This is a genomic window from Streptomyces sp. NPDC041191 (genome assembly GCF_055591945.1).
Window position 1 is genome coordinate 351658 of record NZ_JBVIZC010000005.1, and the last position, 15752, is coordinate 367409.

The 15752-nt window shown below is 70.1% G+C and carries 15 protein-coding genes; 4 read left to right on the plus strand and 11 right to left on the minus strand.

From position 1 onward, the window contains the following. Positions 1–106 precede the first annotated feature (106 nt). On the minus strand, positions 107–1345 hold the full coding sequence (locus ACZ6AQ_RS12735) for an ROK family transcriptional regulator (RefSeq protein ID WP_468759641.1): 1239 nt from the start codon (positions 1343–1345) through the stop codon (positions 107–109). A 56-nt stretch (positions 1346–1401) separates the two neighbouring features. Between ACZ6AQ_RS12735 and ACZ6AQ_RS12740 the strand changes: the two genes are divergently transcribed. After that, a complete protein-coding gene (locus tag ACZ6AQ_RS12740) occupies positions 1402–2526 on the plus strand; it encodes a Gfo/Idh/MocA family protein (protein ID WP_468759642.1) in 1125 nt (374 codons plus the stop codon). 81 nt (positions 2527–2607) lie between these two features. On the opposite strand, the gene ACZ6AQ_RS12745 is transcribed toward ACZ6AQ_RS12740, so the two are convergent. From ACZ6AQ_RS12745 to ACZ6AQ_RS12765, 5 genes are all read right to left on the minus strand, one after another. Then, the gene (locus tag ACZ6AQ_RS12745) at positions 2608–3465 is read right to left on the minus strand and encodes a fumarylacetoacetate hydrolase family protein (RefSeq protein ID WP_468759644.1); all 858 of its coding nucleotides are present in this window, start codon (positions 3463–3465) and stop codon (positions 2608–2610) included. A 137-nt stretch (positions 3466–3602) separates the two neighbouring features. Continuing rightward, on the minus strand, positions 3603–4334 hold the full coding sequence (locus ACZ6AQ_RS12750; RefSeq protein ID WP_468759646.1) for a YidC/Oxa1 family membrane protein insertase: 732 nt from the start codon (positions 4332–4334) through the stop codon (positions 3603–3605). A gap of 98 nt (positions 4335–4432) precedes the next feature. Continuing rightward, on the minus strand, positions 4433–4747 hold the full coding sequence (locus ACZ6AQ_RS12755) for a DUF6412 domain-containing protein (protein WP_468759647.1): 315 nt from the start codon (positions 4745–4747) through the stop codon (positions 4433–4435). A gap of 80 nt (positions 4748–4827) precedes the next feature. Further along, positions 4828–6390 carry a sodium:solute symporter family protein gene (locus ACZ6AQ_RS12760; protein WP_468759648.1) on the minus strand — a complete coding sequence of 521 codons (1563 nt, stop codon included), beginning with the start codon at positions 6388–6390 and terminating at the stop codon, positions 4828–4830. Beyond that, on the minus strand, positions 6387–6557 hold the full coding sequence (locus ACZ6AQ_RS12765; RefSeq protein ID WP_468759649.1) for a hypothetical protein: 171 nt from the start codon (positions 6555–6557) through the stop codon (positions 6387–6389). The genes ACZ6AQ_RS12760 and ACZ6AQ_RS12765 overlap by 4 nt, the downstream gene beginning before the upstream one ends. A 424-nt stretch (positions 6558–6981) precedes the next feature. Here ACZ6AQ_RS12765 and ACZ6AQ_RS12770 point away from each other — a divergent pair, with 424 nt between their 5' ends. Both ACZ6AQ_RS12770 and ACZ6AQ_RS12775 read left to right on the plus strand, forming a co-directional pair. Beyond that, positions 6982–7986, plus strand: a complete 1005-nt coding sequence (locus ACZ6AQ_RS12770; RefSeq protein WP_468759651.1) for an SEC-C domain-containing protein — start codon at positions 6982–6984, stop codon at positions 7984–7986. A gap of 48 nt (positions 7987–8034) precedes the next feature. Continuing rightward, entirely contained in the window at positions 8035–8493 is a 459-nt protein-coding gene (locus ACZ6AQ_RS12775; RefSeq protein ID WP_468759828.1) for a very short patch repair endonuclease, read from the plus strand. Here ACZ6AQ_RS12775 and ACZ6AQ_RS12780 read toward each other — a convergent pair. From ACZ6AQ_RS12780 to ACZ6AQ_RS12800, 5 genes are all read right to left on the minus strand, one after another. Further along, on the minus strand, positions 8464–9654 hold the full coding sequence (locus tag ACZ6AQ_RS12780) for a DNA cytosine methyltransferase (protein WP_468759652.1): 1191 nt from the start codon (positions 9652–9654) through the stop codon (positions 8464–8466). The genes ACZ6AQ_RS12775 and ACZ6AQ_RS12780 overlap by 30 nt on opposite strands. 110 nt (positions 9655–9764) lie before the next feature. After that, positions 9765–10472 (minus strand): HNH endonuclease, encoded by a 708-nt coding sequence (locus ACZ6AQ_RS12785; RefSeq protein WP_468759654.1) that lies wholly within the window; start codon positions 10470–10472, stop codon positions 9765–9767. Positions 10473–10608: 136 nt separating this feature from the next. Beyond that, a complete protein-coding gene (locus tag ACZ6AQ_RS12790; RefSeq protein ID WP_468759655.1) occupies positions 10609–12435 on the minus strand; it encodes a DEAD/DEAH box helicase in 1827 nt (608 codons plus the stop codon). Continuing rightward, positions 12432–13859, minus strand: a complete 1428-nt coding sequence (locus tag ACZ6AQ_RS12795) for a hypothetical protein (RefSeq protein ID WP_468759657.1) — start codon at positions 13857–13859, stop codon at positions 12432–12434. Before ACZ6AQ_RS12795 ends, ACZ6AQ_RS12790 begins: the two co-directional genes overlap by 4 nt. 24 nt (positions 13860–13883) lie before the next feature. After that, positions 13884–14579 (minus strand): hypothetical protein, encoded by a 696-nt coding sequence (locus ACZ6AQ_RS12800; protein ID WP_468759830.1) that lies wholly within the window; start codon positions 14577–14579, stop codon positions 13884–13886. Between the two features lie 204 nt (positions 14580–14783). On the opposite strand from ACZ6AQ_RS12800, the gene ACZ6AQ_RS12805 reads away from it, so the two are divergent. After that, positions 14784–15599 carry a hypothetical protein gene (locus ACZ6AQ_RS12805; protein ID WP_468759658.1) on the plus strand — a complete coding sequence of 272 codons (816 nt, stop codon included), beginning with the start codon at positions 14784–14786 and terminating at the stop codon, positions 15597–15599. Positions 15600–15752 lie beyond the last annotated feature (153 nt).

Below are 15752 nucleotides of genomic sequence, written 5' to 3' on the forward strand. Positions count from 1 at the left end.
CTCGCGGGCAGGGGTCGTCGGCCGTGACACTTCCAGCCGGCGACGGGCGGGGCGAGCGGTGGCGGCGGGGGCTGCTCCGGAAGGACCGGAAGATCCGCCGATCAGCCTATGGTCCGATCGTCGGACCTGCCCGGCCGGCGGGCCCGCCCTCCTTCCCGAAGACCGGCGCCAGGATCAGCCACGCCGCCCCCTCCGCCACCGCGTCCCGCCCCGGCACGACGGCCACCCGGGTCGTCAGGCCGAGCCCGGAGAGGACCCCCCGGACCCCGTCCGCGAACGTCTCCGGCGCGGCGCGCACCACCCGGCCGCCCAGGAGGACCTGGTCGATGTCGAGGAGCCGTACGAGATTGGCGGCGCCCGCGCCCAGGATCCGCGCGGCCCCGGCCGGTTCGCCGCGCGCGACCGCCGCCAGGCAGAGGACCTCCAGGCAGCCGCGCCCGCCGCAGGCGCAGGGCGGCCCGTCGAGCTGCACGGTCTGGTGGCCCAGTTCGCCCGCTCCCGTCCTGTCCCCGCGCAGCGGCGCGCCGCCGAGGACGAGGCCGGCGCCGAGCCCCGTACCGAGGTGCACGTAGGCGAACGAGTCCGGGGCGCCGGGGTGCACGGCGAGGCCGAGGGCGGCGGCGTTGGTGTCCTTGTCGAGGACGACGGGCAGTCCGAGGCGCCGGGCCAGTTCCTCGCGGACCGGGTGCCCGGCCCACTGCGGGAAGCCCGTGACCCGGCCGGGCACCCCGGCCCGGTGGTCCAGCGGTCCGGGCATGGCGGCCCCGACCCCCAGCACGGCCCCGGCCCCGGCCCCCAGCACGGCCCCGGCGCCCGGAACGGCCCCCGCGCCCCTCCCGGCCGCCCCCGGGTCCGTCCCTCCATCGCCCCCGGCGCCGGCACCGGGAAAGGCCCCCGTACCGCCCACGGGACCGCCGCCCGCCCCGCCCTCAAGCAGCGCCCGCACCTCCCCCGTCACCGCGTCCAGAACCGGCCCCGCCCCCGCCCCCAGGTCCAGCGGGCGGCGGCGCAGGGCCACGACCGTGCCCGCGAGGTCGGTCAGGAGGGTGGTCAGCTCGTCGCGGTCGAGGTGGACGCCGACGGCGTACGCGGCGGAGGGCACCAGGCGCAGGACCGTGGCGGGTTTGCCGCCGGTCGAGGCGCGCCGGCCCGCCTCCGCCGCCAGGCCCCCGGCCCGGAGGCGCCCGGTGATCTTGCTGACGGCCTGCGGGGTGAGCCCGGTCCGCCCGGCCAGCTCCAGGCGGCTGATCCCCGCCTCCCCCGCCGCGCGCAGCAGGTCGAGCACGAGCGCGGCGTTGTGGCTGCGCAGCGCCGGTACGTTCACTCCGCCCAGGTCCTTCTTCACGCCCCCATTGTCGCCGTCGCTTGCACTTCGGCAACAGCGTTGCTTAAGTGAGGAACATGACTGGCACCGACAAGACGATCGCCACCGGGGGCCGTACGGACACCGCCCCCCGCACCCCCCTCCGCGTCGGGCTCGTCGGCTACGGCCTCGCGGGCTCCGTCTTCCACGCCCCGCTGATCGCCGCCTCCGGGGACCTCGTCCTCTCCGCCGTGACCACCGGCAACCCGGAACGGGCCGCCGAGGCCCGCGCCGCCCACCCGGGCGTACGGGTGGCCGCCGCGCCCGAGGAGCTGTGGGCGCCCGGTGCGGAGGAGCTGGACCTGGTCGTCGTCGCCTCCCCCAACAAGACGCACGTCGAGGTCGCCACGGCCGCCCTGGAGGCGGGCCTCCCCGTCGTCGTGGACAAGCCGCTCGCGGGGACCGCGGCCGAGGCGCGCGGGCTCGCCGCCCTCGCCGAGGAGCGGGGACTGCTGCTCTCCGTCTTCCAGAACCGCCGCTGGGACAACGACTTCCGCACCCTGCGCCGCCTCCTCGACGAGGACGCCCTCGGCGAGGTCCAGCGCTTCGAGTCCCGCTTCGAGCGCTGGCGCCCGAAGCCCAAGGGCGGCTGGCGCGAGTCCGGCGCGCCGGAGGAGATCGGCGGGCTCCTGTACGACCTGGGCAGCCACGTGGTCGACCAGGCCCTCGTCCTCTTCGGGCCGGTGGTCTCGGTGTACGCCGAGTCGGACGTGCGCCGGCCGGGGGCCGAGGCCGACGACGACACCTTCCTCGCGCTCACCCACGCGAACGGCGTCCGCTCCCACCTGTACATGAGCGCCACCGCCGCCCAGCTCGGCCCCCGCTTCCGGGTGCTCGGGCAGCGCGCGGGCTTCGTGAAGTACGGACTCGACCCCCAGGAGGCCGCCCTGCGCGAGGGGAAGCGGCCCGTCCCCGGCGCGGCCTGGGGCGTGGAGCCGGAGGAGCTGTGGGGCCGGATCGGCGCCGGGGAGTCCCCGGTGACCGGCGGCGGCACCCCGGTCGAGTCGCTGCCCGGCGACTACCCGGCGTACTACGCGGCCGTCGCCGCCGCCCTGCGCGGGACCGGCGGGAACCCGGTCACCGCGCACGAGGCGGCCGCCGCCCTCGACGTCCTGGAGGCGGCGCGGCGGTCGGCCCGCGAGGGGATCACGGTGGCCCTCTGAGGTCCCGCCGGCCGGGTGGCCCCGGGGGGACCCGGCCGGCCGGCCTCGCGGGAACCCGCCGGCCGGGCCCCCGCCGCCCGGTCAGGCGCCCTTGAGTTCCTGGCGCTGCCGCCCGAGCCCGTCGATCTCCAGCTCGACCACGTCGCCGGGGCGCAGGTACGGCTTGGGCTCCGGCTGCCCCAGGGCGACGCCGGCGGGCGTACCGGTGTTGATGACGTCCCCCGGGTACAGGGTCATGAACCGGCTGACGTACCGCACGACCTCCGCGACCGGGAAGATCTGGTCCGAGGTGTGGCCGTCCTGCCGCAGCTCGCCGTTGACCCAGAGCCGGAGGGAGAGCGCCTGCGGGTCGGGCACCTCGTCGGCGGTGACCAGCCAGGGGCCGAGCGGGTTGAAGGTCTCGCAGTTCTTGCCCTTGTCCCAGGTGCCGCCGCGCTCGATCTGGAACTCGCGCTCGGAGACGTCGTGGGCGACGGCGTACCCGGCGACGTGCGCGAGCGCCTGCTCGTCGGTCTCCAGGTAACGGGCGGTGCGGCCGATGACGACGGCCAGCTCCACCTCCCAGTCGGTCTTCACCGAGCCGCGCGGTACGAGCACGGTGTCGTCGGGCCCGACGACGGTGTCGGCGGCCTTGAGGAAGACGACGGGCTCGGCGGGGACGGCCGCGCCGGTCTCCGCCGCGTGGCCGTGGTAGTTGAGCCCGATGCACACGACCTTGCCGATCCGGCCGACGGGCGGGCCGACGCGCAGCCCGGTGGCGTCGAGCGGCGGCAGCACCCCGGCGCCGGCCGCGGCGCGGATCCGGTCGAGGGCCGGGGCGTCGGAGAGCAGACCGCCGTCGACGTCGTCGACGAGGGCGGACAGGTCGCGGAGCGTTCCGCCCTGGTCGAGGAGGGCGGGACGCTCGGCTCCGGGCGGTCCGACACGCAGCAGTTTCATGGTCTTCTCCCTGTGGTCGAGGTGGGGCCGCGAAGGGCCCCGGGGTGCCCCGGCCGATGGAGTGCGGCCATCGGAGGATTGGCCGATCCTCCAAGAGAACGGGGCCCGCTGCAAGACCCCGTTCACGCTGTGGACCCTTACGCGCGAGTAGCAGGGGCGCCGGAGTGCTCCTCCGCGCTGAAGAGGAAGGCGCGTTCGACGACGGTCCAGGCGGTGCTGGTGACGACGTAGAGAGCGGCGGCGAGCGGGACGACGGCGACCGTGATCAGGGTGGCGAAGGAGAGCAGCGGCATCACCTTGGTGATCGCGGCCGCGCCGGGGGTGGGCTGCCCGAGGTCGAGGGGCTGGGCGGCGAGTTGCCGCTTGCCGTGGCGGTAGCCGAAGGCCGCGACGGCGGCGACGAGCGCGAACAGGACGAGGTAGACCTGTCCGGCCGGACCGAACGCGCCGCCGTGGGAGAGGGCGTCGGCCCAGCGGTCGCCGAGCGGGGCGGCGAAGAGGGCGTGCCCGGCCATCCGGTCGCCGGAGAACAGGTGGTACATGAGGAGGAAGGCGGGTGCCTGGAGCAGGGCGGGCAGGATGCCGGCGAAGGGGGAGACCTTCTCCTCCGCGTGCAGCTCCAGGATCGCCTTCCTGAGCCGCTCGGGGTCCTCGGCGTGCTTCTCGCGGAGCGCGGCGAGCTGCGGGGCGATGCGGGTGCGGGCCTTCTGGCCGCGTGCGGCGGCCCGGGAGAGCGGGTGGACGGCGAGCCGTACGAGCGCGGTGAAGAGGACGATCGCGGCGGCGGTGGCGGTGGTGGCGAAGAGCGGCTGGAGCAGCTCGGCGAGCCGCTCGACCAGGGTGGCGAACAGGGACAGGAGCGCGGACATGGGGGAGCCCTCCGTGGGGTCTCGTCGTGCCGGGGAGAGGTGTTTCTCGGCATGACGGATCCGCGCGAGGGGTTCCTGCGGGGGTCCCCGGGAGCTCCCTACGCGGCCGTCGGGAGGGGACGGCCGGGAGCCCGGGGTCTGCGGCGCCCGGAGGCGTCGGGATCGCGCTGCGGCAGGAAGGCGGTGCGCCGCTCGCGGTCGCGGATGGCGGTCCGGACGGCGGCGGACGGCACGGCCGGAGCCGTACGGACCCCGGAGAGGGCGCGGACGACACGGACCGCGGCGAGGGCGACGGCGGCGGAGACACCGGCCCCGGCGGCGGCGCCCAGGCCGTCGGAGAGGAGCAGCCCGGCGAGGGCGAGCAGGAAGAACAGGGGCGCGGCGGTCCGCAGGACCAGACTCCTGGCCGTCATCCCGTCACCCCCTCGGTGTCCCGGTGCCGCCGTACCGGCATGTCGCGGTGTGGCGGCCGTGTCCCCGTGGCCGGGGCCGCTCACCGGGAAGACGTGCGGCCGGGGACGGAAGTTCCCGCTCCCGGGGCCGTTCTCCCCCGGCCGGCCAGGGGCAGGGCGGCGTCGGTGAACTCCTCCAGGGCGAGGACGTCCTCGTCCGGCCGGTCGTCGTCCGCGTCCCCGCCGCCCGGCCGTCCGAGCAGGCTGACGGGAACGGCGACGGCGAGGTTGGCGACGAGGGCGAGGAGCCCCGCGTTGACGCCCAGGAAGGGATCGTTCCCCGAGAAGACGAGGCCGCAGACGATCGCGACCCCGACCACGAGCCCGCACACCCCGCCCACCAGGGACATCCGGCGCCACACGAGCCCCAGCAACAGCAGCGGCAGGAGCTGCGCCATCCCTTCGTACGAGATGAGGGAAAGGCGGACGAGGGTGTTCGGCGCGGTGTAGGTGAGGACGAGGGCCAGGGTCCCGGCGGCGACCACGACGAGCTGGGACAGCCCCTTCTCGCGGGCGCGCAGCCGGGGCACGAGACCGAACACGCTCCGCCCCCACATGGTGCCGATGACCAGCATGAAGACGGCCATCGGCACGATCGAGGAGAGCGCGGCGGCGACCCCGACGACGCCGACGGCCCAGCCGGGCAGGGAGTCGGTGACCAGCGTGAGGAGGGCGAGGTTCGACTCGGCGCCGGTGAGGCCGGGGACGACGAAGAGGGCGGCCGCGCCGAGCAGCATGGGGACGAAGAGGAGGACGTTGTAGGCGGGCAGCCAGACGGCGTTGCGGCGGAGGGCGTCGGCGTCGCGGGCGCCGAGGTAGCCGGCGACGGTGGTCGGGAAGATGACGACGGTGAGGGAGTTGAGGACGGTGGTGGAGGCGAACCAGCCGACGCCGTACCCGCTCCGCTCGCCGCCGTGACCGGGCAGGCTCAGCCACTCCCCCTTCTCCCCGACGAGCCGCCCGAAGAACTCTCCGAACCCTCCGAAGTAGTGGAAGGGCACGTACACGGCGAGGAACCCGAGGGTGAGGACGACGAGGGAGTCCTTGAGGACGGAGACCCAGGCGCTGCCGCGCAGCCCGCTGACCACGACGAAGCCGGTGGTGACGGCGAAGGCGAGGAAGTAGGCGGGGCCGAGGCCGATCCTCCCGTACGAGACCGTGGACACGACCACGCCCATGCCGGTGATCTGGAGCTGGATGTACGGCAGGAGGAAGACGGTCGCCAGGACCGCGACGGCCGCGCCGAGCCAGGGCCGGCGGTAGCGGTGGGCGGCCGTGTCGCTGAGGGCGACGAGCCCGTGCTTGCGGGCGTACCCCCAGAGCATGGGGCCGACGACGTAACCGACGGCGTAGCCGCAGGACATGTAGGCGACGACGTACAGGACGGGGGCGCCGTGGTCGTACCCCCACCCGGCGGCGCCGAGGTAGCTGAAGCTGGTGTACCCCTCCCCCGCCATCAGGACCCAGATGAAGACCGGCCCGAGGGACCGGCCGCCGACCGACCACCCGGCGAGGCCGCCGCCCTCCTGGCGGCGGGCGGCGAGGAGTCCGAGGACGACGGTGAGGACCAGGGAGACGCCGAGGACGACGAGGGAGACGCTCACGGCCGGCGGTCCCTCCGCCGGGCGAGGGCGACGGCGCAGGGGGTGAGGACGGTCGCGCCGAGCAGCCAGAGGACGAGCAGGGGGACGCGGTTCACCAGCGGCAGGGCGACGACGAACAGCACGTACGGGAGGAGGAGCCAGAGGAGCTGGGGCCTGCGTCTGATCACCGGACGAGCCTAGTCCCGCGCGCCGGGGCGGAAGGGGGCCGCCGTCCGGCCCGGCGCGTCCGGGCCGGGGTCCGCCTCCGGGCCTGTCTCCGGGCCCGTGCCCGGACTTCGTCTCCGGGTTCGCCCCCGGGCCGTGGGAGGGCGTCCCCGGTGGGCGGACGGCGATGGGCGGCGACGGGCGGACGGCGGCGGACGGCGATGGGCGGCGACGGGCGGACGGCGGCGGACGGCGATGGGCGGCGACGGGCGGACGGCGACGGGCGGCGGTGGACGGCGACGGGCGGACGGCGGTGGGCGCCCCGCGGGGGCCGGTGCGAACGCTCCCGCCTCCCGCCCCGTTCCGCCCTGCCCCGTCCCGCCGTCGGGACACGAGAAGCGCCGACACGCCAACTCTCCGCACCCGTACAGCAGTACGGTGGGACACATGCGCCCCGACACGCCTGCCGCCCACACCGCCGAAGCCGAGCGCCTGCTGCGCACCGCCGCGCAGTACCCGGGTGACCGGGAGCCCCTGTCCCTCCGGGCCGCCGCCCACCTGGAACTGGCGGGCGACCGCCCGGGCGCGACGGCCCTCTACGACGAACTCCTGTCGTCCGAGCCCGCCGACCCGCACCTGATCAGGGCGCTGAAGGCGGCGAACCTGTGGGAGTACGGGCACGAGGCCGAGGCCCGCGCCATCATCGACGGGCTCCGGGAGGCCCGGCCCGCGGACGCGGCGCCGTGGGAGATCGCGGCGGAGACGCTGGAGGCCCACGACGAGCTGGAGGCGGCGGAGGCGACCCTGACGGAGGCGGCGAGGCTCCTGGCCGCCTCCCCGGAGGAGCTTCCCCACGCGACCCGGTCCCTGATCACGACCCGGCACCGGGTGCGCAGGATGCTGGCGCTGCCGCACGACGACTGGGACGACCGGGCGGACCGGCTCCACACGGCGGCGGTCCCCCTGGACGAACTCCACGACCCGAAGCGCCTCTGGTCCCTCGGCTCGGAGGACCCGGCGGAGCTCCGAGCCGAGATCGCCCGCCTCCGCTCCGAACTGGGCACCTACCGCACGGCCCTCTCCCGCCCCTTCCCGGTCGCGGTCCTCCACTGGCCGGAGCCGGAACTGGACGAGCTGCTCGCGGCGTACCCGGAGCTGGAGGCCGAGTACCCCACGTACACGGCCCACCTCACCGACCTGGAGGCGTCCCTCCGCGAACTCGCCCAGGCCGGCACCCCGAACCTGGGCGTCGTCCGCGCGACGGTCCCCTCCTACGAGGCGTTCGCCGCCTCGGAGTCCACCCACCCCTCGAACGCGGACCTCCTCCCCCAGTACGCCACCACCCTCGCGGCCCGAGGCCGCGCGACGGCCTGGCCGCCGGCCCGCGGCGAGGCGTGCTGGTGCGGCTCGGGGGAGACGTACGGGAAGTGCCACGGTGGTTCACAGGGGTAGCTCTTCCCCCACGAGAAAGGCACAGAGTTGAAGGAGGCCGAGCCCTGGGTGCCGCCGGAGGGTTCCTGGGCATCGTCCGCAGGAAGACGCCGCAACATGCAGGCGATCCGGAGCCGGGACACCAAACCGGAGTGGCTTCTGCGCCGCCTGCTGCATGCGCAGGGGCTCCGCTACCGAGTGGCAGCCAGGCCCCTTCCGGACCTGCGCCGCACGGCGGACATCGTCTTCCGGCCGGTAAAAGTGGCTGTCTTCGTCGACGGTTGTTACTGGCACGGCTGTCCTGAGCACTACGTCTCGCCGAAGACGAATCCCGGCTACTGGTCGGAGAAGGTCGCGGGCAATATGGCCCGCGACCGGGACACCGACCAGCGCCTGGCGGAAGCGGGCTGGACAGTTCTGCGCTTCTGGGAACACCAGCCCGCCGAGGAGTGCGCAGGCACCGTGCTCCGCACCGTCCTGGAGCGGCGGAAGGGCCTGCTAGAGGGGAAGCTCCGGCGCGACGAGTGACGGGTCGTCCTCCGGCTCAAACTCCGGGCTGGGGTCTTCCTGCAGCGGGCCTGTCCTGGAGAGTGCCTCCCGGATGCTCTCGCCAACCGCTGCGGCGACAGGCGGAGGAAAGGCGTTGCCGACCTGACGGTAGCGTGCGGTCTTCCCGCCGCCCCTGAACTCCCATTCCTCAGGGAAACCCTGGATAATGGCCGCTTGCGTGACAGTGAGCTTAGGACCCCGTTCCAGGTTTCCGAGATCACGGTCAGGGTCGACCATCTTGTCCTCGTCGTTGGCCACACCCATGGCATCAACACCGAGTGCGGCCCACGCCTTCTTAGCCCTCGTGGGACCGAGATCCGCACCCCCGTGCTTCTTGGAACCGCCGACAAGGGTGGGCGCCACGGTGCCCAGCCGCGCCCTTTCAACCCACCTCTGGAAACGAGGAGAACCCTCGCCCCCAAGCCTCTTCGCCATCGATTCGCTCAGCTTCTCCGCGACAGTCGCAATCTTCGCCTGCGGCTCAGGCCAGGAGAACCCCCGGTATTCGTCTTCACGAATAGCGACCAGGATGGCACGCGGACGGAGCTGGGGAACTCCGAAGTCCTGGGCATGCAGAACCCGCCAGCCGCAGATCACGTAACCGGACTTACGGAGCCGGTTCTTGATGTGATTTCGGTAGTAACGGAACTTCCGTTCGGGCTCCAGCAGGCCACGCACATTCTCAATCATGACCGCGCGAGGCTGAAGCTCGTCAACGAGATCGAGCATCTTGGGAAACAGATCCCGCTCATCCTCACGCCCGAGCTGCTTTCCCGCAGAGGAGAATGGAGGGCAGGGAACTCCTCCAGCCAGGAGATCAAGCTGGCGCGGCTTGAGGCGTTCCTTTTCCCTGTCTTCAGACAGTTCACCCCGCCCGTTTCCTTCAACCCTCTCCGAAGGCGCCGGCACCTGCTCAAGCGGGCGGAACTCCTTGACGTCTCCTTCGACGACAAGGCAGTGCTCCTTCTCCCAGCTCCAGCCCGGCCGGTTCTCGATGTTGTGCCGCAGAGTCTCCACAGCGTGCTTATCGATCTCAACCAGCGCGAGGTGCCGGAAGCCAGCCTGGTGAAGTCCAACGGCTTGGCCACCGGCACCCGCGCAGATCTCGATCGAGGTCAGCTTGTGGTCGGTGGTACTCATGGACTCCTCCAGGCGCGGTGTTTGCACGCGTGCAAGCTGCTTGCACGCGTGCAAGTGTCGCATCCCCGGCTGACAGGGACTGCGATACCGCCGCTGGAGGACCACGGGAGTCAGCTCTTCATGAGCGCTTCCAGGTCCCCCTCCAGCTCCTCGCGCACAGCGGCGGGGAGCTGCCGGTACATGCCCCACGCCTTCTCCGCCGGAGTCAGCGGCCGGAAGTCCGCCTTCATCCAGGCCAGCAGATGACGCTTGCCCTGGAGCGGGAGTTCCTTCATCCGGTCCCAGACCTGCTCCTTGGTCATCTGCACACCGGTAAGGTGCTTGACCGTTTCGTTACACCGGGCGCACTCCGTGATCAGGTCCTCGGCGTTCCCGCCTCCACCCGACTTGTGCGGGTTCACGTGACCGAGGGTAAGCCGCGCACGGGCACCGGGGTCGTCCGCGTACCGCTCGCCCGCCGCCGCTCCGCAACGACGGCACATGTGACCGTCCCGCTCGTACACGTAGCGCCTGGTCTTCGCACTGATCTGGCGCAGCCCCGCCGCGCGGTACTCCGGTTCCCAGACAGGCTGCCCTATCTTCTCCAGGTAGAGCTGGTCCGGCTGGAGGCTGGGCTTGTCGCGGTAGGTCAGGATCACCCAGCCGGCAGGGCGCAGGTCTCGCATGCGACGGTCCACCTGCTCCGTACCCTTGATCGCCTCACGGATCGACGCCTTGGAGAAGACCCCGCCTTCCTTCACCTCGTCACGCAGCCACAGGGCCACGCGGACACGGGCACCCAACGACTCATCCCGCCAGCTCAGCTCTACTTCAGACATAACCCCTCCAGCACTAGCAAGAACGTTCGAGATGCACTCTTTCGAGTGATGAAGATAGCTTGCCGCCACTTGCCGAGGCAAGTGGCGGCAAGCAACCCTGTCCGCCTGAGTACCTGCGTCCACCGACCGCAGGTGCTCAGCGCGCCAGACCCACTCCCAGGTGGCTCAGCAGTGCGGCCATGTCGGTCGGCGCCAGGCCCGCGGCTACAGCCGGCTCCTCCTCAAGGTCCGCAAGCTTCTGCACCGACGGGTCGTCAAGGACCTTCCCCATGAACTCCAGTTTCTTTTCCAGCCGCGCCATCACCACCTCATCGATAGTGCGTCGCGTCACGAGAACGGTTGCGTTGGTCTCCGTATCCGGAGGCAACCCAAGGCGGTGAATCCGGTCCATGCTCTGGAGGAATCGACCGGCCATGAAGTCCCGGTCTACGTAAACGGCGTCATGGCACACCTGATGCAGGCTGATCCCCTCCCCCAGAGTTGCAGGATTAGAGATCAGCACCATGCAGTCCGGGTCTTCGCGGAAACGGCGTAGCTGCTCCTCCCGATCGGGAGTCCCGCCGTACACCACCGCAGGACCGAACTTCCCGAGGAGCTTTTCGAGAGTAGCGAGGCTCCGGACAAAAGTCGTCCAGACGAGCGTCTTGCGCCCCCTCTCCGCGTTCTCCGCCACGATGAGCGCCGCCTCCTGATACTTGGGCGACATCTCGTGGTCCGGAAGGTTCTGCATGAGGGAGTAAAGGGAGCTTCCCTGCGGAATTTCCAGGGGGGGCAATTGATAAGCAAGTGGGTCGTATTTGTTTGCACCTTCGGTCAAGAGCGCAGGACACACTGCGGCCATCAGCAACCGCAGGGCGGTCTTTCCCAGCGCGCTAAGGTCTTCACGCGCCGCACCGCTCGCTTCCCCTCCGACCAGCGACGTATAGATCTCCTCATGCAGCGGAGGCATATCCACGTAACGCATCTGGAGTGACATCGGCGGGAGTCCGAGCTCCTGCTTGGTCGTACGGGTGAACAAAGGCCGCAGAACGGTGCTCGCATATGCCAAGTCACCACCGGCGACTGCCTGAGTGACCGTGCGTTGCCCGTGTCCAGGCCAGACGAAGCCAAGAAGGTTCTCCAGGTCCTTGGCCCCGTTGGGAGCAGGCGTTCCTGTCAGGATCAGCCTCCGCCGGGCAAGCGGTCCAAGAGCCATGCAGGCAGCGCCATATGTGCCCCGCGCACCCAGCTTCATGCGGTGCGCCTCATCAAGGATGATCATTGACGGGGCGGCCTTCAACCAGGCAGCCAGCACCGTGAGCGACCGGTCCAGCCGCTCGTAGTTGACGATCAGCACCTCCGCCCACTGGTCATAGGACTTGCCGAGGATGTCCGTGCGCAGCGGATGCTGGAAGCAGACCGCACTCTCGTACTGCCATGCCTCGTAGGCGGACTTGGGACAGACGATGAGCAGTCGCCTGACTTTCCCCTGTGCTTTCTGGCTGGCGTAGACGGCCAGTCCCACACGCGTCTTGCCGGCACCGGGAACACTGAAGTTGGCGCCATGCTGAAGCGAGAGCAGTTTGGCGACATCACGCTTCTGGAAGTCGCTGAGATCAGCCTTCCACTCCTCCCCCAGCAGGAAGGTGACCTCGTCAGGCTGGAGCTCTCCCTCGTGATCCGGTGCGTCCAGGCGCTCTTTAACTGCTTGGGCATCCTGAAGAACGCCAACGACCAAATTCTGAAGTTCTGGGGCCCATTCGACACCCGTGGCGTCCGGCCAGGATGAAAGTGCGCCCAGCCCACCCAGCAGATCGTTGAGTTCGACAACAGCCGCCACGGCCCCCAGCTGGCTGCCCGAGCGAAAACGGGCGGCTAGCTGGACGAGTTCGTCCCGGTACTGTTCCGTCGTCCGGAGAACGACCTTCGTACGCGTGTCGTCGAAATCGAGTCGCAACGACATGCCTGCGGTGAGCCCGCTCATCCTGACGCCTCCAGCGAAACGGCCTCGATGAGCCAGGCCACGCCGTCGCCGGGGGTCGCGGACCCGCGCCCTGCCTGCTGGGCCAGCTTGCGCAGGCTCTCCCGCAGCTTCAATACGGCCTCGTCGAGAGCTTCCTCGTCAAGGCTGCGTGACGCCCGTGCCTGTACGAGTTCCACAACGCTCTGGTCGATATCGGCACAGGCATCCGCGATACGGGCGGGGGCCATCTGCTTGCGCTTCTTCAGCCGCGCATCACGGCCGGCGGCGTCAATCGCCTGGTCGAAAGCCTCGCGCGCCTCCTGAAAGACACCCTGCGCATTTTTTCTGTCCTCGTCAGAGACGGCCTCGCTGGAAGCGCTGGCCACCGCCTTCGCACGGAGCACCTTCTCCGTCAGCGCCCTGGCCGCAGAGACCTCCGAAGAAGCTCCCGGAAGCGTTACTCCGCCGAGGCCCGGCACGGACACGGCCGCCTGTGCACTCGCGGGACCGCTGAAGCCTGATGACATCGTCCGGGAGAGGTAGCGGTCACGGAAGCTCTCGTCAATGTGCCGTACATCCGTCTTGGCAAATCCCAGGACGATGGCCGCCATCCGGAGTTCTTTCAGCACATCCGCACGATCAGGATCGGCAGCGGCGAGTTTCTCGTACGCACGGTGCAGTTCCTTGAGCTTCTCCTGGTGGTCCTCGAAATCGACGAGTCGCAGGCCAGTCGCACCACCGTCAGTGCTGCGCGAGATCTGCTCGCGGATCGTGCTAAGAATCCAGCGCTCCTGATGATAGGTAGACGGCCGGATGCGGAAGTCCTTCGCAATGGCGTCGGCTGTCCGGCCGAGGCCGGCCTGCTCCTCCATGGCAAGAAGACGGTTGATGTACGAGTAGTCCCGCCGGTGATCCCGGCGAAGCTGCAGGGCCAGCTCGACGGAGTTGATGTCATCCCAGGTGAACCACTCCGGCAGAACACCCACCCGCATCGTCTGCTGGCCCAGCTCTCGCAGGGCTGCCGTACGCGTGTTGCCGTTGACGAGGATGCCCCGGTGAGTGATCAGGCCAGGGTCATTCTGGCCGAACTGCTGAAGGCTCTCCTTCAGCTTGTCGAAGTCCGGGTCCCGGCGGTTAGGGTCAGCCGGGTCGGCCTTGAGGAGGAACTCCAGATATCGCTGGCTGTCCTCCGCCCAGGGATCTGCAGTCAGGGCCGCGTCCTTGGCAGGGTCATGGCTGCGCTGCGCCCTGATGCGATGAGTCTCGGGGTTGTAGAAGACGGAGCTGATGGAGCAGTCGATCACTTCACAATGAAGCGCCTGGCCGTTCCAGTCCACCGTGACCGTTTCACGGGTTCCGCCGGCCTTCCTCACGTCCTCAAGTCGCTTCCTGACCTGCTCGCCGAACTCGGCGGCGTGCGGCGGCGGCGGAAATTCCTGCTTCATCTGCTTACCAGGTCCCCTCGTCTGTTACTTGTCCGTACCGTGCACAGCGTCCCGCACTGCCTTGCGGGCCGGTTCGGGCAGGGTGCGGTATTCGCCCCAGAGCCGCTCCAGCGGGCTGGGTTCGCGGTGGTCGGTGTTCAGCCAGTTACCGAAGACATTCCGCTCCAGCGGAGTAAGACACTCGATGCGGCTCAGCACGTCAGCCAGGTCCACCTGACGCTGTCGGCCACCCACCCGGCACCTGTTGCATTCGGTGACGAGCTGGATCTCGCTCGTTCCGTCCGGCAGCTGAACCTGCCGCCGCGCCACATCCAGCTGCGCGTCCTGACCCCCGTCACCGAATGACTCGCCCGCACCGATGCCGCAGGACCGGCAGAGGAAGCTGTCAGCTACGAGGACCTTGGTCCGCTGAGCAGCAGTCAGGCCGGACTTCTCCTTCGGGGACTTCGACTGACCGGGAAGCCAGATGTCGGCCCCCTTCTTCACGAAACGCTGCTCGTCAAGGTGGAGGGACTCGTCCTCACGCTTGGTGTCGATCTGCCAGCCGTGATCCCTCAGATCACGCACCCGGCGGTCGATCTGCGCCACCTCGGGGAACGCGGCCCTCAACTGCCCCTTGGTGAAGATGTTCCCTTCCCTCACTTCCGTGACCAGCCACAGGCCAGCACGAACCTTGCTCCCGAACGACTTGTCGAGCCACGACGGCACTGCCACTTGCATCCTCCGCTCAGCGAACACCCGAACACCCTGGAGAGCCGTTCGCCGGGCAGCACAAACCAAGGGTCTGCTCTGCCGGGCTTCCAGCTGGTTCATCCATTCAGCACGGCGGTCAGAGGTGCCGTCTACCCCCAGCTCGCTTTGCGCGCAAAGTAGTCAACGCCCCCTTGTTGCACAATGAACCGCACACGTTCAGAGGGGGCGGTCATGGCGGGAAAAGGCAGGACAGGCACGACGGGGCTGGACCTGCCACCAGGCCGGAAGGCACTCGCTGGGGCGATAGCCACTCTCTACGAGCACCTGAGGGTCAGAACGCTAGCTGAGGCTTCAGCGCTGCTGGCACTGGCAAACTGGCACAAGAGCCCGAGCGAGATCTCCCGCTACCGCAACGGGCGGCGCAAGCCCCCCATCGGCTTCGTGCTCGCGCTCCACAAGCTCGCTGTCGAGCACGCATCTCCTGGTTCAGTGGCGTTTTCTCCGGCGGAACTGCGTGTGCTCCATGCGGCGGCTGAAGCAACCTTCTGCCAGAACTGCGGCCCAGCACTCAGGGAAAACCAGCAGCTTCGTGACGAGAACAGCCGGCTTCTCGCCCGTCAACCCTCCACGGTTTCACCCCAGCCTGCTTCCAGGGACGGGAGCAATCCGGCCGCTCTCACGCGCCGTACTCCGCTGCCGGTCCCCCGTTCCGCGGGGGACCGGCAGCGGAGAGCGCGTGATGTGACTGCGGCGCAGCAGCTCGCCGTCAGCGCTGCATCCCTCCGCAGGGAAGGACAGGTTGGTCACGCAGTTGCCCTCATCCAGGAGACGTCCGCTGCGCTGTCCCCTCTAGAGAGCGCGGCAGCCATCGCCCTGTGGCGTGGCGGACAAGATGACTTGGCGGATACGGCCATCGGTATCAATGGCCGGAGCCGCGTCGAAAGAGATGTCATGCGTATCGCGGTTGAACTGCACGACCTGGGCCTGCCGGATGATGCCGGCGCGATCCTCCGGGCAGCACTTGCGCAGACGCCGGCACAGACCTGACGGAGAACTGCGCCCCCGGAAGGAACAGAGACCTGATCCTTGATCAGGTCCTCATTCAGGCCGGGCAGGTCAATGTCGATGTCGATGCGGCCTGCCGGACGTGATCCGGGCCCTGGACGCCACGGAGGGTGTCCAATCCGGCAGGACGCGGGA